This window comes from Rheinheimera sp. (assembly GCF_030690345.1).
GTDB lineage: Bacteria > Pseudomonadota > Gammaproteobacteria > Enterobacterales > Alteromonadaceae > Alishewanella.
In genome coordinates, this window is record NZ_JAUYGV010000001.1 from 331,970 (window position 1) to 350,123 (window position 18,154).

Genomic DNA, 18,154 nt, shown 5'->3' on the forward strand with positions numbered 1-18,154 from the left:
CTGCTTACACTTCCTTGTTGTCAGATAACGCTGTCGCCGGGCTTAATACCGCAACAGCACGGTATAAGCGGGTAGACAGTTCACACTGTAAAGTTAAACCGCCAAGGCGGCCTTTTTGCTGTGCCTGCATTAAATGCCACAGCCGGTATAAACCGCCGCAGGTACCCAGCTCTCCGCTGCTGTAGGACGGAAAGACAAAACCGGTTGCCTCTGTTACTGCACCATGTAAGTGATGATATTGCCCAAGCCAACGTGCACTGGCATCATCATCCCCACTGTCGGGCAAATACAACTGCTGCAAAGGCTGTGCTACCTTAGTGGTAACCTGCATAAATAATGCTGCCATGGCCGGGTCATCCGCCATCGTTGCCGCAGGTGAAGCATCACTGGCGCTGAAAACCAACCTGCTGCCATCTGCTCCTGCCGTTAAACACAATGCCATAGCGCCTTCAGACGGCACACCGTTACAGCTGTCTGACGCGGCATAATGCGACAATATTGCTGCGCTGGCTAAACTATCGACCGCCAACAACCAAACCGCCGTTTGCGTGCCCTGCTGTAATTGGCTGGCCGCAGCGGCCAATGCCATCAGTGCACCGGCACTGCCATAAGGAAACACCCGGCAGTCTGCCGATTGCAGCAGCTGCGGAAAACGCCGCATAATCATCTGCAATAATGTATTCAGCTCGTTGTTATCGGTACCGGCGTACTCCGGTAACAGCAGATATACGGTTTCGTTTTGTTGCGGGCTGCCGGGCTGTTCCAGCAAATGTTGCAACAATGCCAACAGACGTTCATTGCGGCTCTCCTGCGCAGCGAAGGGCCTGACAAAAGCAACCTCAATGGTGCTGTCTTGCCAGTTCATCAGTGCCGGAGCCGGCGCAACTACATCCAGTGCCATTGCCTGCAGAGTTGTGGGAGCCGCTCCCAACGTCATGGCAACCTTGGCGATTTGTAGCCCCACCGGCAGTGCAACAGTCATAAGCGACAGCTCAATGCATTGGCGTTTAACAACGGCGTGCCGGCCGTGGCGAGGCTACGATAACACGCCACCAGTTGACGCTGCTGCTGATTCCCGCTTAACCACACATTATCAAGCTGCACGCTGTTAATATGGCCACCGCTTAGTTGGCGTGCATGCCCCTGCGCCAAATGAAAATCGGCTGTCGCTGAGGCTGCAGATAGCAGGCTGTCAGCTTCAGCGATGCCCAGCAATATTGTCAGGCTGCCTGTCGCCGCCTCACGGCTGTCTTCTGCCTGTGCCAGCTCAAGCAATAACGGCACAAACTTTAACTGGCCACTGTAACCCATGGCCGCTATGGCCTGATGCGCGGTGTTACTGTCATTGCTCAGCTGATTAACAATACGGCTTTGTACAGTGTCTGAGGCCCCTGCCAGCAGTAGCATTAAAGCCGGCTCTGTAAGCTGCCCCACCGCTGCCAATGCCGCTACCAGCGCGCTTTCATCTGTTTTATCACCAAACAAATAGGCCACCAAATGACACATTGGCAACAACGGGCTGTGCGGCGGCAGTTGCTTTACATAGCCCGTTAATGCCGGCAATAATGCCGTTTGTGCACTGTAAAGCAGATACCACAGGGCTTCAGCTGTTCCGGCTGTTGGCGTAGTAAACGGGTTCAGCGTTAATTGCAATCGTGTTGCTAACGCCCAGTTCAAACCGGCATTGTCATCATTGATTTGTTGCAACTGCGTTGCCACGATTTGCTTTTGCAACGGGCTGCGCCGGCTTTTCAGCTCATGTAACAATAACCAGACTTCGGATGGCCGCGTAAAACCGGCTAACTGAGTTAACGTGAGGCTTGCAGAATGATCAGCGTCCAGTAACCAGAGCAGCCAATCCGGCGTGTTGTTGTCGCTACCGCAATCGGCAGCAAGCTGTACACAATCGGCCAGCCGGTTATCATGCTGGCGCAACTGCGTGAAGCCAGTATAGCGATTCTGCGTTAATGTTTGCCGCTGCTGCAGCAACAGCTGCAATTGTTGCTGTACATTCTCAACCAACAACATAACGTTTAACCACCAATAAATACTGTAGGTACACCAACAACTATTTTGCCGCCATGAGCCGTATCGTCACCCAATCTGGCAGCATTTTTGCCATTAATGAATACAGTGGCAGAACCACCGCTTATGGTATCCGGTGGGCCGATACACACCAACTTATCGCCTTTACGTGCTGCCGGAATGCCACAAATCGCTACATTGGGCGAGCCCTGTATTACCGGCCCGCCAACATGGGGCTTTGGTCCCGGGTCAACCTTAGGGCAAACGTGCATACAACCTATTACCGCTGCGGGTTTTGCCATTTTGACTTGTCCTGTCTGCCTGAAGCGAACTTACAGCGCTTAGTTAATACTGACTTTGCTGCCTTTAATGGTGATGTTAACGCCTTTAATGTCAATCGAGCCATCGCTCTTCATTGATATCGACGCTGCACCGGTTTTAATGGTGATAGCATCACCGGCATCAATCACCAGTTTCTTGCCCACCTTCAGGCTGTCATTACCGTCAACAGTGTTTTTCCGGTCTTTATTCACTGTTTCGGTATCATTGCCTTTAACTGTAGTCAGGCGGTCATTGCCCACCATATCGGTCTGGTTGTTCTCAACCTGCAGCTCAAAATCTTTCTCGGCATGCAGATACAGCAGCTCTTCGCCTTTCTTATCTTCAAAACGCAATTCATTAAAGTTTGCCGCAGCGCCGCCTTTGCTGGAGCGGGTTTTAATACCACTTTGCGTTTTTTCATCCGGTAAACTGTATGGCGGCATATGATCAGAGTTGTACACCGCACCGATAATTATCGGCTGATCCGGATCGCCGTTTAAAAATTCAACCAGCACCTCCTGGTCACGTCGCGGAAAGAAAAACGCCCCCCAGTTTTTACCGGCCCAGTTCTGGCTTACCCGGATTGGACAAGAGCTCTCGTGATCTTTAACGTCGCTGCGATCCCAGTGAAACTTTACGGTGACACGGCCCAGTTCATCGACCGAAATTTCTTCGCCGCCTTTGCAGGTTACCGTGGCGCTTTGTACGCCATTAATCAGTGGTTTGGCCACGCTAAGATGCGGCCGGTAAGCAACGTCTTTAGGCACGCAGTAAAAGGTATTGCTGATTTGCTGCTGCGCAGTTTTCGCCGCTCCGGTTTGACTGGCAATAGCAGCAGTTAACACAACTTCCGTTAATACATATTGCTTGCCGGCCTCGGCTGTATCTTCATGCTCGGTTAGGGTAAAGGTTTTACCAATACTGAAGCTTCTGCAGTTACCGGAGCCCTGGCGTCTGTCAATATCACGTTGTAAGGCTTCAAGCCGGATATCGGCAATATGTTTACTGCGCGGGTGAAATTCAGACTCAGCATCATAGTGAAACACTTCGTAATCAGCATGGCCGCTGACTAACTGGCCTTTATTAGCTTCGCCTGTAGGTAACGCAGTGGGCTTTTTTAAATCAAAGCCACGTTGTACATACTTGCCGGGCGCCATTACCAGCGCTTTTTGCCAATGATGAATATGTGCTTCGGCCAGGCTGCCGCTGTTAAACTTAACCTTAGCTTCAGTGCAAGGCTCATACGCGGTAGCTTTATCAGCCAGTATCAGTTTGTGTGCGCCTTTGCTGTGTTCGAAGTAATAGAAAATGCCTTCTTGCTGTAGCAGTCGCTGAACAAAATCCAGATCGTTTTCTTCGTACTGCACTTTAAAGTCATAGTCGGGGTAGCTGCCCTGCACTTTTGCCGCGACATCAATTTTAACACCATGCTCACCGGCAATTTGTTCAACTATTTTCAACACATTTTTTTTGCGGAAAATACGGCTGTTAACTTTGTGCTGCATGTACCAGGCGGCTGCGACCAGCTGTAAGCTGTAGTCACGGTACTCTGCTTCTGCAGCTTCTTTGCTGACCCTGGCACCCAATGCAGTAACATCGGCGACCACAGCATGAATATAGCGCTGTTTTTTGCCGCCGAGTTCCAGCGTGATAGTTACTTCTTTACCGATCAGCTCAGAGGGTTTTATTTCGCGGCCATTGCCATAAACTTCAGCGTTTACGCTGAACAGCTGTGACAGCCCTTCCCTGAATACAAACCGGGTTAAAATCAACGCATCTTTGCCAAGCGGCGTGTCGATTTTGATGCTGTTATTGTCCTGGGTTGCCTGTTGCATCCATTCGCCTCAACTGATTACTGGTAAGATGATCGGTAAAAAAGTAATAAAAAAGAAAACTGGTGTGGCAGGCCACACCAGTTAGCCGGTTTAGCTTACAGCTTAGAACCTTTAACGCCGCTGTAGCCGTATACCAACGGTGCAGTAACGTTGTTTTTGTCATCTGTTGGTGTAACAGTCATCATCAGCTCGGTATAGCTGATAACGATAGTTTCTACCGGACGATCGCCCGATACAGACATCTGATAGCTGCTGATCATCGCATCAGTTAATTCGATTTTCATGATCTCTTCCACTTTATCGCCTTGCTTGGTGATGTGGAATACCGCTTTCTGACCTTTACCGATAGTGGCTTCTTTGAACAGATCCGGAGACGCTTTGTCCTGCAGTTTAGTGATAACGATATCGTTTAAACGGGTTGCGCTGGCTTCACGGTCCATGGCGGTACCAGTGAATGAGCTCAGTTCACGCTGAGTGCCCCAGTCCATTGATAACACAGTGATCATGTCCTTGAACTCTTCAGCGGTCGTTTCGCCTTTGATCGCGCCGTATTTCAGGTAGGTATTTGCTTGCATGCTATGCTCCTTTTGCATATTTAAACAGGTGCCCGATATTGGACATCAAGGTTAGCCCGGGTCACTAGTTAACCAGGACAAAACGTTAAAAACCACCATGCATACATAATAAAAGCAATATATTTAATGCTGACTTACTATATAAACATAAACACTCAGTTAGTTTTTAAACTTTACAAATTATATCGCCAAACAAAACATTGACAACACATTATTAACTATTTAATTCGCTAATTTTTAACTTTTCTTTCTTGCCAAGCACTTACTTTATCCAGCTGGCTAAAAATTCATCACTGCACGTCATAACTGAAAGCGCCATCCTGTGCATCTAAGGCAATAGCGCTCACCGGCAATTGTTGTGCGACACGCTGTAGAATACGCACCGAAAGTTCGGGCAACAGCTGGTTTTGCAAAATATTGTGGATAGTTCGTGCACCCGAGCCGGCATCAAGACATTGGCTTACAATCAGCTCTGTTACCTGAGGGCTGTAACTGAAACCGGCGCGGTAATTGCGACTCAAACGCTTTTCAATCCGGCCCAGTTGCAAGCCGGTGATGATGGCCAACTTGTCGTTATCCAGTGGTAAATAGGGGATCAGGTTTAACCTGCCAAGAAAGGCCGGTTTAAATACTGCTAACAAATCATCTTTCAGGGCTTTTGCCAGGCCAGCAGTAGAGGGTGCCGTTTCCGGGTCTTCAAACAAGCGCATTGTGGTGTCAGTACCGACGTTTGACGTCATGATAATGATGGTGTTTTTGAAATCGATATCACGACCTTCACCATCTTTAATAGTACCTTTATCAAATACCTGATAGAAAATATCCTGCACGCCAGGGTGAGCTTTTTCCATTTCATCAAGCAAAATCACGCTGTAAGGTTTGCGCCGCACAGCTTCAGTTAACACGCCACCTTCGCCGTAACCAACGTAGCCCGGAGGCGAGCCCAACAACAATGATACTTTATGCTCTTCTTTAAACTCTGACATATTAATAATAGTCAGTTGCTCTTCACTGCCGTATACCTGCTCTGCCAGCGCTAATGCAGTTTCGGTTTTACCTACCCCGCTGGGGCCGGTTAACAGGAAGATACCGTTAGGCTTGCTCTCATCGGCCAGTTGCGCGCGCGAGGTTTGCACAGTGCGGGCAATCAGCTCCAGTGCATGGTCCTGGCCAATAACCCGTTGCTGTAAGAAGGTATTTAATGCCAGTACCGTGTTAATTTCATCGGCTTGCATTTTACCCAGTGGAATACCGGTCCAATCTGAGATGACCTCAGCTACCAGCTCTTCGCTTACCTGCCAGTGCACCATAGGCTCAGTGATGGCGGAAAAATCTGCTTTTATTTGCTGTAAACGTGCCAGCAGCGGAGAATCGGCTACTTGTTCTTCCGCCGTCAATTGCTGCGCCAACTCGCGGGCTTCTGCCACCAATGCCTTTTGCTGTTGCCATTGCTGTTGCAAGGTATCCAGCAACTGCGTGGCCTGAATGTGTTTTTGCTGCAAAGCTTGTAACACTTCGTGATGGTTAACACCAAGACGCTGCTCGCGCTGCAAAATATCCATTTCCTGCTGTAGCTGCGCTACCTTGCGCTGCTGATCTTCTACCGGGCCCGGCACAGCGTCCTGGCTCATGGCAACACGGGCACAAGCTGTATCGAGCAAGCCCACAGCCTTATCCGGCAGCTGACGACCATTAATATAACGGTGCGACAAATTCACGGCCGCACGTAGCGCAAGCTCGGTGATAGATACACCATGGTGCTGCTCCATCACCGGCAACAAACCACGCATCATAACCACCGCCAACTCCGGGCTCGGCTCTTCCACTTTCACCACCTGAAAACGCCGCGCTAACGCCGCATCTTTTTCAAAGTACTTTTTGTACTCTGCCCAGGTTGTTGCCGCTATAGTACGCAGCTCGCCGCGCGCCAGAGCCGGTTTCAGCAAGTTAGCGGCATCGTTTTGGCCAGCCTGACCACCGCTGCCGATCATGGTATGGGCTTCGTCAATAAACAGGATCACCGGTGTGGCACTGTTGTTTACTTCTTTAATAACGTTTTTCAAGCGGTTTTCAAACTCGCCTTTCATACCGGCACCGGCTTGTAACAGCGCAAGATCCAGCACCCGTAAGCTGATATTTTTCAATTTGTCCGGTACTTCGCCGGCGACAATTTTCAGTGCCAGGCCTTCTACTACCGCCGTTTTACCCACACCGGCTTCACCGGTCAGGATCGGGTTGTTCTGCCGGCGGCGCGTCAAAATATCGATCATCTGGCGAATTTCATCATCCCGGCCAACAATGGGATCAATCTTTCCCAACCGCGCCTGAGCAGTCAGATCCGTGGTGAACTGATCCAGCGACGGTGTTTTACCGCCGGCTGTTTTGGCTGTCGCCGCCACACTGCCCTGTTGCTCGGCGCTTTGCTGAGCCAGCTGTGGCCATACGCGTAGTAACTCTGCCGTATCTATCTTATCCAGCGCGGGTACGCGCCGGCTTAGCAATGCCGCCATGCTGTCGTCTTTGAGCAAGGTATAGATAACATACGCAGAACGGATTTGCTGATCCGCAAATTCAATAGTGGTACTTAACCAACTGGTACGCAGCAAATTAATCAGCTGTACAGAAATACCGGGTAAGGCATTGTTACCGGTTTTCATCTGCTCCAGTGCTTGTTGCAACTGTTGCTTTACTGTATCGCCGGAAATGGCAAAGCTGCGCAGCAACAACTGCATATCCCCGTCGGCCTGCTCCAACATGGCATCCAGCCAATGCTCAATTTCAACAGTGTAGTGGCTGCGTGATTGGCAGCGCGCCGTGGCCGCTTCCAGAGATTGACGGCTGGCCGGGTTTAGTTTTTCAACCAGACTTTTTAACGTTGTAGTAGACATATATGCTTCCTATGCATGAACTAAGGCCGGGCCAATTGATAACTGAGCCGGGTAAGCTGATGTTGTATTGCTGTTCTGACCGCCAGGCTGCCGCTTTGGCCAAGGCTAAGCCGGCGTTTACCTAACTGTGCGGCGGGAAAGTCCTGATGTTGGCCAACCAGCGTGATGCGCACTCTAAGTGCTGCCGGCAGAAAATCTGCCAGTACCGTACTGATCAACGCATGCTGATAGCTACCGGGCAGCAACTGAGCGCCGCGCCCGGCGGGCACCGTGATCACCAGTTCAATTGCCGAGCTGATATCCCACACCCTGCTGCCCAGCATCGCCGACATGCCCAGCCCGGCAAGTTGCCCCTGCGGCAATAACCGCATCGCCAGCCGGCTTTGTTCGTCTTTGCCCAAGGTTAGCCAACGGCCCTGCAAAGGCTGTAGCTCCACTTTGGTTTTCAGCAGCTCAGTAAGAATTTGTGTCAGTTGCTGTGCGCTGCGGTTATGCTGACTAAAAGCGCCGGCGTAATACAAACTTAACGCTTGGCGCGCACCGGACAGGGTTTTTAGCACCGTGCTGAAACTGTCTTGCTCCGGCGCTGAAATTTCGTACTGGCAGGCGAAGCGGTATTTTTCCCAGGCGCGGTAATACAATGAAATCAGACGGTGATTAAACAGATCGAAAAAATCGCGCATGGTTTTGTCGCGCTGCTTCAGGCGTTGCAGCACCATTTCCGTGTAGTGCTGTGGCATCACGCCGCTGGGCCCGGTTAAGCCGAGAAAGCTGACATGCATTGCCACAGCATCGTGCTGCGCATTGTCCATCTGTGCGTCGCGGCTCTCTACCCGTGTTACCGGCTGGCCCGGGAATCCCAGATGTTGCACACTTTTAAAGCGAACTAACTCTTTTTTCGGAAAACCATCACGGCCTACCCCTTGCCAGCGTTTATGCTCACTACCAAACTGGCGTTCCAGCGAATAGACCGCCTGATAAAAATCAAACTCTGACGGGTTTTGTTTTAGGAGTTCCAGCTTCACAGCAGCACCTTAGTACCGGAGCGCGCCGGCCAGCGGTGATACAATTGCTCATGATCTTTTAACTTTACCGTTAACCGCGTATAGCTGTTTACGGTGGCGTATTGGGCAAAGAACACATCGAGAATATTGGCAAAGAAGTAAATGCCGCTGCCGGCATAAGATGACTGGGTAAACTCCAGCAAAATTTCGCTGCCGCTGCATACCGCAACGCGGCCCTGATTACTTACTCTGGCGCTGCCGGAAGTGATCTTTAAGCTACAGATGCCATCAATTAAGGCTTTGGACTCCGGCGTGCAGCGAAAATCGTATAGCTGCAGGGTTTCTTTTAACCGGATCAGCGCATCATCGCCGGTAAAATGATTCAGTGTTAAATGATTTACCAGCTGCCAACGGCTGGCTTCCTGTAAGGCCGGACGCACACTGGCTGTTGGCGCTAACAGGCAACGCACTTCTTTAATCACATCGGCATGCTTGCTGATATTAAAACGCGGCTCTCCGCCACCAAACGGCAGGTACGCCGGTAAGTTGCGGTTACTACACAGCGCCTGCACCTGGATAACCCAGTCTTTAGGCGTATCGCCGGCATTTACGCCCTGAAACTTACGGTCTACCACCGACAAATACATTTCGGTGCCGGTTTCAGAATAACCGCCGGCCCAATCGGCAAATTCACGCCGGCTGTGCCAAAACATATCCTGTTGTTGCAGGTAGTCCGGGTGGCCCTGGCTGTAATACGGATTGAGTGTCACTTCGTTACCGAAAGGATCAAACGCCTGTACCTGCTCAATACGGATCACTTCGCAGACGTCCGCATCCAGGTAGCGTGGCACCAGCCGGTATTCATATTGCGAGGCGTCCAGATTCACCGGCTCCAGCTTCTGGCTGAATAAATTAATTACCGGTGTGCAGCCCAGCAGCAAGCTGTCGGCGGTGATATGCCGCTCCAGCTCATCGGCGCCTTCGGCCAGATAAAAATACAGCTGAAATTTATCTGCTATCTGTGGCCAAGCCGGGTCGAGTTGCTGCAATTCGACAAATAAAAACTTTTCCGGACATAAAAACTGCTCAATTAACAAACGGTAACCGGCAAAGCTGCGCTGGCTGTAGGGCACTACCTGATGCTCGTCAGCAAAACCTATCGCCTGTAACTGGTTGGCCGGCAAAAACCGGATCGCTTCCGGCTTACCGGCAGGCGCTATCCCTACCGCAATCAATTTGCTCAGCAACAACTCATACAAGCGGTACACATGATGACGCTGGCCGTTGAGATAAAAACGCAACTTACCCACATCCAGTTCATGCATCGCGGTTTTTTCAAATTCGCAGGCCAAATCTAGCTTTAACAACGCTTTGGCACTTTGCTGCACCGGTGGTTTAGGCGCATGAAAAGGCGCATTTTTAAACTCAGCCGCGACCACTTCCAACGGCAGAATATCGGTGTCGTAGCAGGCCTGAAAAGTACAGGGTTTTAAACCATCGGTGCGTGTTTCAAACTCAGTGCCGCGCTTTATGGTAATACCGGAGTTAGACAGATTCTGACTGGTCAGTTTTAACACTGAAGTTGACGGGATCGGTGCCTGATAATCCGGATACAGCTGCCCCAGCAAGGCGTCGGTCAGCTCGGGGAAGCTGTCGTCCAGCTTTTGCCGGATCTGCGCGGTTAACAACGCAAAACCTTCGATCAGCCGGGACACATGTGGATCTTCGACATTTTCTTCACTGATCCGCAGCCGGCCGGCGATTTTCGGGTATTGTTCGGCAAACTCCGCGCCCATCCGACGGATATAAGTCAGTTCACGATTGTAATACTTCAATAACTCGTCATTCATGCCTGATAATCTCTGATGGTCAATCCCAAATGTACCGGCTCCACTTCTGAATCAAACATAATATGTTCCGGCTCCGGGTCTGCGTACAGCAAGGCCTGGATACGCAGCCGTAGCACCCGCTCCATATCATGCTCCTGTTCCGGCACTGTAACTTCTACATCAACAAAGCGCGGCTCAAAGCGGCGTATGGTTTGCTCTACCGCCCGGCATAACTGTTGCCGCCCTTCGTCGGAATCGACCACCATCACCGAAAAATCCGGCAGGCCGTAATTCAACAAACTCTGCGGCAACTCGGTGTAACTGTCCGGCCAGGTGTGCCACTGCACGCGGCTGTTAAGCAAATTTTCTAAATCACGTCGTACACTTTGACGCAATGCTTTTAAATCGAAGCTACGACGGCTGCGGCCACTGTCTTTTTGCCCCGGGTTATCGTCGATTAACCGGTCCAGTAAAGACTGTTGCAAAGCTTGTTTTTGCTGCAATTTCACCGCCGCCACTCCGAATTATCAGTGTGTTACAGCAACGTCTGCCGGGCGCAGCGACTTAAGCTCAGACAACGTCAGTGCATGCTCGCCGGCCAGCAACATTTTTTGTCCGACGCCGGTGACCAGCTGTTCATCATGTTGCTGCCAATCGGTATCACGGCCCATCCGCTCGGAAATACGGACGCTATCGACATAGGTCATCGGCACAAATACTTCGCCCTGGGGGCCGTCTTTAATCACGATTTCAGCACGGCGCCACACGGTATCAAGCAGTGACTCCGGCTTTTTCAGGCTCAGGCTGTCAATCTCGCTGAACTTGGCCAGATAGTAGTGACCGTCGGTACCAAATAGCTCAAGATAACCGGCCAGGCTATCATCCAAATCGCGGATGTCGTTACAAACCTCACCATTGATTTCAACCGCATTCTCACCACGTAAACTCTCTAACACGGCAGCGGCCTTAACGGCTGCAGCGGTATCCTGCTCTTTTAACGCCAGCCGCAGCGACAACTGCGCTTCAAACATGGCATCGGCCTGGCCGAATAACGTCGCCGTTACGCCGCCCTGATAAAAGTCCTGCCTGGCAGAAGCCGCACGGATCAATTGGCGCAGATTAACCGCACCAACCAGATAATCCGGATGCTGGCGCACCATCATATCCAGCTGTTGATCGGCCTTTTCCAACGCGCCCTGAATACACAGCAATTCAATATAGGCGGCGCGCACATCTGCATTGGCCGGGTCATCGCGCAATAACTGTACAGCACGCTCTGTGGCTGCAATCAGTTCGCCTTGTTTTATTAATGCCTGTAATGATTTCACGTTTAACCTCTCGCAGTAGCTGCTTGTTTAGGTGACAGTTCAGCAACCAGCTTTACAGTGGTAATCATTTGATCTAACTGAAAATGTGGTTGCAGCTGAATAATTGAATAATAACGACCGGGTTCACCGCGTTTTTCCCGCACCTGAATACGCGCTTCACGCAGCGGATGCCGTGCCCGCACATCATTGGAGGCGTCGGTTGATGCGGTGGTGTAGTTGTGCAGCCAGCGCTGTAACTCTTGCTCGCATTGCTCGGCCGAGTGATAACCGCCAACCTTATCGCGGCCGATAACTTTGATGTAATGAGCAAAGCGTGCCACGCACAAAATGTATTGCAGCATCGCCGACAGTCTGGCGTTTACACTGGACAATTTATCGTCATACACTTTTGCTTGTTGTACCGACGCATTGTTGTAAAAAGCAAAGTAGTCACTGTACGGCACTACCGACAACGGAATAAAACCGTTATCGGAAAGCTCTGATTCAAATCTGTGGCCAACCAACAGGTTAACCGAGGGTTTATTGCTGGCCTGGTATTTCTCGGTCTCATAGCGGCTGACCGGCAAATTACTGACCAGGCCAAAATTATGCTGACCGGCTTTCATGCCGCGAATTTGCGCAAACCAGCCCGAATCACTGTAAGCCCGCACCAGCACGGCAGCAAAAGCATAGGCGGCATTACCCCATAAATAGTCACGCTCCGGCCTTGCCAGCGCTTCACGAAACACAAAGCTTTCGGTGCGCGAGCCATCATCTTTATAGGGACTGCGCATCAACACCTGCGGCAACACCACGCCTAAAAAGCGGGCATCTTCCATGGCCCGCAAAGCGCGCCATTTTACATATTCCGGTTGCTTAAACTGGCTGCCGATATCCGACACCAAACCCAGCTCAGAGAAATGGTCCACGCCAAACAGCGACGGATGTGCGGCGCATATAAAAGGCGCAAAGGCCGCCGCCGCGGTGCGTGCCACTTCTTTTAAAGTATCTAAATCATGGTGCAGCTGACCCGGACGGATCTTATGGCTGATTTGATAATCTCCGATCAGTACACCGAAGGGCTCACCGCCCGGCATATCAAATTCGTTGTCGTAAATCAGTTTAAAAAAATCACTTTGATCGAAGTCGATAGCGCGGCTGATATCTTTACTCAGCTCCGGCCAGGATAATGACAACAGCTTAACCTTAACTTTTTGGCCACGATCGTGCCGCTCGGTTTGCTCTGTCAGGTACAACACACCACGCCAACTGGCTTCGAGTTGCTGAAATAATGTATGGTGCAAAATGTCATTTAATTGCAGGTTAATCAGCCGATCTATATCGGCAATAGCACGACATAGCATGGCGCAGACCACGTTGCTGCTGCGTACTTTGCTACCGGCAACATGCTCTAGCCAATACAAAATGGCAGCCAGCGGATCACTCTCACGTAAAAAACGCGCCAACACGCCGCTGCGCTCCAGCCGGGTATAAGCAGGCTGATTAAAACCATCAGCCTGGGCCCCGTTAACAGCGGCTTGTTCAAACACATCCTGTGAGACAAATTTTACTGCGTCTGCCATGACATTCTCTTCCACTAACTGCGTTGGTTAATGCTGCCATGCCGCCGGCTGAGGGGGATAATCCCAACCGGCGACATAGCGCAATTAACCACCCATTTCAGGGATTTTTGCTACCAAACGCAGCGAAGTAGACAGTTCTTCCAGTTGCAACCATGGCCGTAACCACGCTACTGCATTGTAAGAGCCAGGACGGCCCGGGATTTCGCGAACCTGAACTTTAGCGTCAGCCAGTGGATAACGCGCGCGTACTTCCTGGCCACTGCCTTCTGAGGCGTTGACATAACTTAAGATCCAGCGGTTTAACCACACCTCTACATCTTCTGCTTCCATAAAGCTGCCGATTTTGTCACGGGCCAATACTTTTAAGTAATGGGCAAAGCGTGAAGTTGCCATTAAGTAAGGCAAGCGTGCTGAAATGGCAGCATTCGCAGTAGCTTCCGGAGTGTCATATTTTTTCGGTTTTTGCGCAGTTTGCGCGCCGAAAAATACCGCATAGTCGGTGTTTTTATAGTGACATAACGGCAAAAAGCCCATTTTACCTAACTCAGCTTCGCGCCGGTCGGTAATACCAATCTCGGTAGGACACTTCAGATCCGGGTCACCATCATCACTCATAAAGATATGGCTGGGTAAACCTTCTACTTTACCGCCGCCTTCTGCGCCGCGGATAGCCGTACAGAAGCCGTACTGTGCAAAAGCATTAGTCAGTTTAGCGCCCATTACGTAAGCGGCATTCATCCAGCAATATTCAGAATGCTCAGTGGTTTTTGCCACGCCTTTTTGCCCGTCAAGTTCAAACTCTTCAAAGCCAAACTCTTCAATCGGACAAGTCGCGCTACCATAGGGTAACCGTGCCAATACGCGCGGCATCGTTAAGGTAACAAAACGCGAGTCGTCGCTGTCGCGGAACGAGCGCCACTTGGTGTATTCCAAAGATTCAAAGATTTTTTCCAGATCGCGCGGCTTAGACAGCTCTGTCCATTCATCAAAACCGAACAATGCCGGCGAAGCTGCAGACAGAAACGGGCAAAAACCGGCAGCAGAAACATTCGACATATAAGTCAGCGTTTCGATATCTTCCGGATGATTAGTAAACTCGTAATCACCGATAATAGCACCGTAAGGTTCACCACCAGGGGTACCAAACTCAGATTCATATACCTTCTTAAAGGTTTGGCTCTGGTCAAACTCCACCGCTTTGCTCAAATCTTTATACAGCTCTTTCTTGCTCATGCTGATCATGCGGATTTTCAGCGAAGCGCTGGTTTCTGAGTTCATTACCAAATGGTTCAAACCGCGCCAGCTGCCTTCCAGCTTTTGAAACGCCGGCGTATGCATAATGGCGGCTAACTGATCTGAAATCAGCGTATCCAGCCGGTTAATTGCTTCATTAAAAGTGACCGTTAAGTTCTTGTTCCAGCTGACAGTACCGCTTAAGGCTTCTTCTGTCAGGGTGCGCAATAACTCTTCTGCACGGGAGGCATCGGTTTGTTTGGTCGCGCCGATAGCCTGTTCCAGTAAAGACGAGGCCGACGCCTGAGCATTATCATGCTGTTCTACTAAAGCTTCCGTACTCATGTTATTTTTCCTCGATGCTCAGATCCTGCGCCAACTTCTGCAGATCTTCATTGTTGTTCAGTACCCGTTCCAAAATATTTTCCAGCTCTTCAGAGCGGTCAATTTTAGTCATCAGGTCGCGCAGTTTATTCCGCGTTGCCATCAGCTTATCTAAGGGTTCAACCTGTTTTACAATGGCGGCAGGTTCAAAATCCTGCATAGATTTAAATTCCAGATCGACACTGAATTCGCTGCCATCGCCAGACAACTTGTTATCCACTTTAAAGCTTAGTTTCGGGTTCATCCGCTTTAATACTTCGTCGAAGTTGTCGCGGTCAATTTGCACAAAACGGCGATCTTTCAGTGGTTTTAACGCTTCGGTGTTTTGACCGGCAAAATCACCCATTACGCCTACAACAAAAGGCAGCTCTTTTTTAACCGCAGCTCCTTCTGTCTCAACGTCATAAGTAATATGCACACGGGGCTTACGCACCCGGGATAATTTACTGTGAATACTTTCCATTGACTCTCTCCTGTTACTCAGCTGTTATTTGTTGCAGTTCATACCCCTACGGCGGGTACTACTTCTGTTGCGGGATCCCCGCCAGCCGGAAGTAATGGTTACGGCTGTTGTTATCGTCGATAAGCTCTTGCAGCAATTCGGGTAAGGTGAGCCCGCTCCAGTGCACTACCTGCTCCAACGCATATGAAATAGGTGAATGAGGTTCAGTTTTACGGAAAAACTCCGCTGCCTGTTTCAAGCTGTTTAATACCTGATCGCGGCTTTGCACCTGCTGTTGTATCGGGTCAACGTTTAGCGGTTGCCCATCCCCAGATACCTGCGCTTGCGGGGTTGCTGCGCTGGCAAACTGTGCCAGTTTGTCCGCAGCCAGATAGGTTACGGCATCAAGACATTTCTGCAGGGTTTTGCTAATAGCACTGGTGGGTTGAGGCTCACCTGCCATAGCGGCATCCATCGCTTGCGACAACAGCGAAAATTCAGCTATTGCCAACTCAATTTGCTGCTTTAATTGCTGATAAAACGCAGGTGATGATTCCGCAACGGCATCTTTAATTTGTTCCAGGCTGGCAATGCCGGCATCAGCTTTCAGCTTTTGCCGTTTTTCATCTTTGCGTGAGATATCCGATGCGCGTTCAAACTGCCAACAGGCAAACTGACCATAAGAGGTAACATCTGTCAGTGGAATACTGAGGATCGGTGTGATCAGCGCACCGTCGCCCTCATAACCATTCAGACCAATCAGCGGAGCAATACGCACTTCCATGCCATCTTCATCGGGCAGCGGATACAGATGTTGCCAAAAATTCTCGATTAGTAACCGGGTTGTTTTAAAGCCAACGGCCAGCCCGGCAAATCCATGAGTACGGCACAAGGCTTCAATCAACCAGGCAGAATATTCCAGATCTTTGACGTCAGAGCACAATACCTTGGGTAGTTTTTCCGCTAAAGGCCGCCAGTCAGAGGCCAGCGCGAGGAAATCCTCTTCCTCGGCCAGTAAGGCACGTTCATTTGCCCGCGCCTGACCGCGGCTATCTTTAAACTGGTAATACTGCGACGTAGGCGAGATATCAGTGCGCGGATCTACCCCGGCCGGATTGGCAGAGTCAACCGCTTCAATTAACAATTCAAAATCAATTAATTCACTGTATTCCATCACAACAACCAAAATGAGACGTTATCCAGCGAATAATGTTACTTTATTGTTCTAATGATGACAACAATTAACTAAAATTTTCTACAGCCTGGTATAAACAGGTATAGTTTTATCCTTTTCATTAACATTGTCAGCTTGATTATCTACTTTAACCAGAATACAGGTTACATTGTCGCGGGCACCGGCAACCAGGGTGGAATGTAATAAGGCCCGGCTTGCTTCAGCAATGTTGTTGTGAGCTAAATACTGACAAATCTCTTGATCTGTCAGTTCTTTATTCAAGCCATCGCTGCAGAGTAAGAACAGATCTCCCGGTTGCCATGCCCCACTGACAACATCAATAGTTACCGATGTATCAACCCCTACGGCGCGGGTAATCACATTGGCCAACTCATGTTGTTCCGCTTCATTTTGGTTCAGCAAGCCCTGCTCTACCATTTCATTGACCTGGCTGTGATCCCGTGTTACCTGGCGTAAATGATTGTTACGCAACAAATAGCCACGGCTGTCACCGGCCCACAATAAGTGGTAGTAAAACTTATCGATCAGCAATACCACCACGGTAGAGCCGGCCGTATTGCCCTGTAAATGCTGCTCGCTGTAACGGCACAACTCGCTGTTTGCCTGCTGCAGTGCCTCAGTAAGTAATTGTACCGACGGCTGACTGCTGCGCTGTACTGCCACTCTGATAGTATCAACGACTAACTGGCTGGCAACGTCACCGGCGGCATGTCCACCCATGCCGTCAGCCACAACCCAAACCCCGCTGTCAGCCAAATCCAAACAGGCGTCTTCATTTAATTTACGTACCAGGCCCTTATGTGTTTGAGCATGGGATACAACCTGTTTCATCGTTATACCGTTCCACTACAGTTAATATCTGCACTCTGCCAGTGCCAGCGTTGCCAATCACCGGCCAACATCGCCGCATACTGGCTGACCTGCGGTAAGCCATTGGTGACTAAAGTACAAGGTGATACGTGTTCAGAGCCAGCGGTCCACCACAAGCAATAGCGGCCAAACTGTTGCCGGTAACTGTGGTGTAACAACAAGCTGGCATCGAGCGGGCAATTTGCCTGTAGCACCCACGCCGGCCGTCCTTGTGCCGGTGCCATTTGGCCTGTGTTGATCTGCTGTGGTTGCGGCCAGTTAAACTCCGCCTTAGCCATTGCCGCCTGCCAGCTGTCAAAAGCAAAATCATCTTCCAATGTCTGTAAGGCTTGTTGCTCCAGCACATCAGACCAACCGCTGTTGCCACGGGCATGCACAGGAGTACACGGCATCGCTCTGGCCAACGTTAGCGGATAATGCCGGCCAACCTGGTCAACACTTGGCATCAGGCAGCCCATCATCGGCTCTTTACCACACACACCGGCAGATAAGGCAAAGTGCCAAACCGGGCTGGTTAAATAGGTATTAAGCCAGGCCCCGCCCAACTGCTCACGGCTAACCGCCAATACCGCCTGCAGCCACTCGTTCCAGCTGTCGACAAAATCCGGCGCCAGTCCCTGAGCCAGAAAATCTCCCCGGCCCGGGATTTTGCCGCACATACCT

General features: G+C 50.5%; 16 protein-coding genes. All 16 read right to left on the reverse strand.

The genetic code is table 11. The features are described 5' to 3' along the window. Positions 1–4: 4 nt before the first annotated feature. The 16 genes from Q8O77_RS01530 to tagF all read right to left on the reverse strand — a co-directional run bounded on the left by Q8O77_RS01530 (position 5) and on the right by tagF (position 18,150). Positions 5–982: a hypothetical protein gene (locus Q8O77_RS01530; RefSeq protein WP_305550997.1), complete on the reverse strand. Its 978-nt coding sequence runs from the start codon at positions 980–982 to the stop codon at positions 5–7. Next, on the reverse strand, positions 979–2,028 hold the full coding sequence (locus tag Q8O77_RS01535) for a hypothetical protein (RefSeq protein ID WP_305550999.1): 1,050 nt from the start codon (positions 2,026–2,028) through the stop codon (positions 979–981). The genes Q8O77_RS01530 and Q8O77_RS01535 overlap by 4 nt, the downstream gene beginning before the upstream one ends. A 5-nt stretch (positions 2,029–2,033) precedes the next feature. Next, positions 2,034–2,327: a PAAR domain-containing protein gene (locus Q8O77_RS01540; RefSeq protein WP_173500713.1), complete on the reverse strand. Its 294-nt coding sequence runs from the start codon at positions 2,325–2,327 to the stop codon at positions 2,034–2,036. A gap of 39 nt (positions 2,328–2,366) precedes the next feature. Then, a complete protein-coding gene (gene tssI / locus Q8O77_RS01545; RefSeq protein WP_305551000.1) occupies positions 2,367–4,181 on the reverse strand; it encodes a type VI secretion system tip protein TssI/VgrG in 1,815 nt (604 codons plus the stop codon). Positions 4,182–4,276: 95 nt separating this feature from the next. Then, entirely contained in the window at positions 4,277–4,756 is a 480-nt protein-coding gene (locus Q8O77_RS01550; protein ID WP_305551001.1) for a type VI secretion system tube protein Hcp, read from the reverse strand. Between the two features lie 290 nt (positions 4,757–5,046). Continuing rightward, positions 5,047–7,644, reverse strand: a complete 2,598-nt coding sequence (gene tssH, locus Q8O77_RS01555) for a type VI secretion system ATPase TssH (protein ID WP_305551003.1) — start codon at positions 7,642–7,644, stop codon at positions 5,047–5,049. 20 nt (positions 7,645–7,664) lie between these two features. Further along, entirely contained in the window at positions 7,665–8,669 is a 1,005-nt protein-coding gene (tssG, locus tag Q8O77_RS01560; protein WP_305551005.1) for a type VI secretion system baseplate subunit TssG, read from the reverse strand. Then, a complete protein-coding gene (gene tssF, locus Q8O77_RS01565) occupies positions 8,666–10,498 on the reverse strand; it encodes a type VI secretion system baseplate subunit TssF (RefSeq protein WP_305551007.1) in 1,833 nt (610 codons plus the stop codon). Before tssF ends, tssG begins: the two co-directional genes overlap by 4 nt. Then, complete coding sequence (tssE, locus tag Q8O77_RS01570) at positions 10,495–10,986, reverse strand: type VI secretion system baseplate subunit TssE (RefSeq protein WP_305551009.1); 492 nt, start codon at positions 10,984–10,986, stop codon at positions 10,495–10,497. Before tssE ends, tssF begins: the two co-directional genes overlap by 4 nt. A gap of 18 nt (positions 10,987–11,004) precedes the next feature. Then, positions 11,005–11,805 carry a type VI secretion system accessory protein TagJ gene (locus tag Q8O77_RS01575; RefSeq protein ID WP_305551010.1) on the reverse strand — a complete coding sequence of 267 codons (801 nt, stop codon included), beginning with the start codon at positions 11,803–11,805 and terminating at the stop codon, positions 11,005–11,007. Between the two features lie 2 nt (positions 11,806–11,807). Further along, complete coding sequence (gene tssC, locus Q8O77_RS01580; RefSeq protein ID WP_305551012.1) at positions 11,808–13,367, reverse strand: type VI secretion system contractile sheath large subunit; 1,560 nt, start codon at positions 13,365–13,367, stop codon at positions 11,808–11,810. Between the two features lie 84 nt (positions 13,368–13,451). Beyond that, a complete protein-coding gene (tssC, locus tag Q8O77_RS01585) occupies positions 13,452–14,945 on the reverse strand; it encodes a type VI secretion system contractile sheath large subunit (RefSeq protein ID WP_173500704.1) in 1,494 nt (497 codons plus the stop codon). Between the two features lies 1 nt (position 14,946). Beyond that, positions 14,947–15,447: a type VI secretion system contractile sheath small subunit gene (gene tssB / locus Q8O77_RS01590; protein ID WP_305551015.1), complete on the reverse strand. Its 501-nt coding sequence runs from the start codon at positions 15,445–15,447 to the stop codon at positions 14,947–14,949. Between the two features lie 58 nt (positions 15,448–15,505). Then, positions 15,506–16,600 (reverse strand): type VI secretion system protein TssA, encoded by a 1,095-nt coding sequence (gene tssA, locus Q8O77_RS01595; protein ID WP_305551017.1) that lies wholly within the window; start codon positions 16,598–16,600, stop codon positions 15,506–15,508. Positions 16,601–16,681: 81 nt separating this feature from the next. Continuing rightward, positions 16,682–17,452, reverse strand: a complete 771-nt coding sequence (locus tag Q8O77_RS01600; RefSeq protein ID WP_305551019.1) for a PP2C family serine/threonine-protein phosphatase — start codon at positions 17,450–17,452, stop codon at positions 16,682–16,684. Positions 17,453–17,454: 2 nt separating this feature from the next. Next, on the reverse strand, positions 17,455–18,150 hold the full coding sequence (tagF, locus tag Q8O77_RS01605) for a type VI secretion system-associated protein TagF (protein ID WP_305551020.1): 696 nt from the start codon (positions 18,148–18,150) through the stop codon (positions 17,455–17,457). Positions 18,151–18,154: the final 4 nt, after the last annotated feature.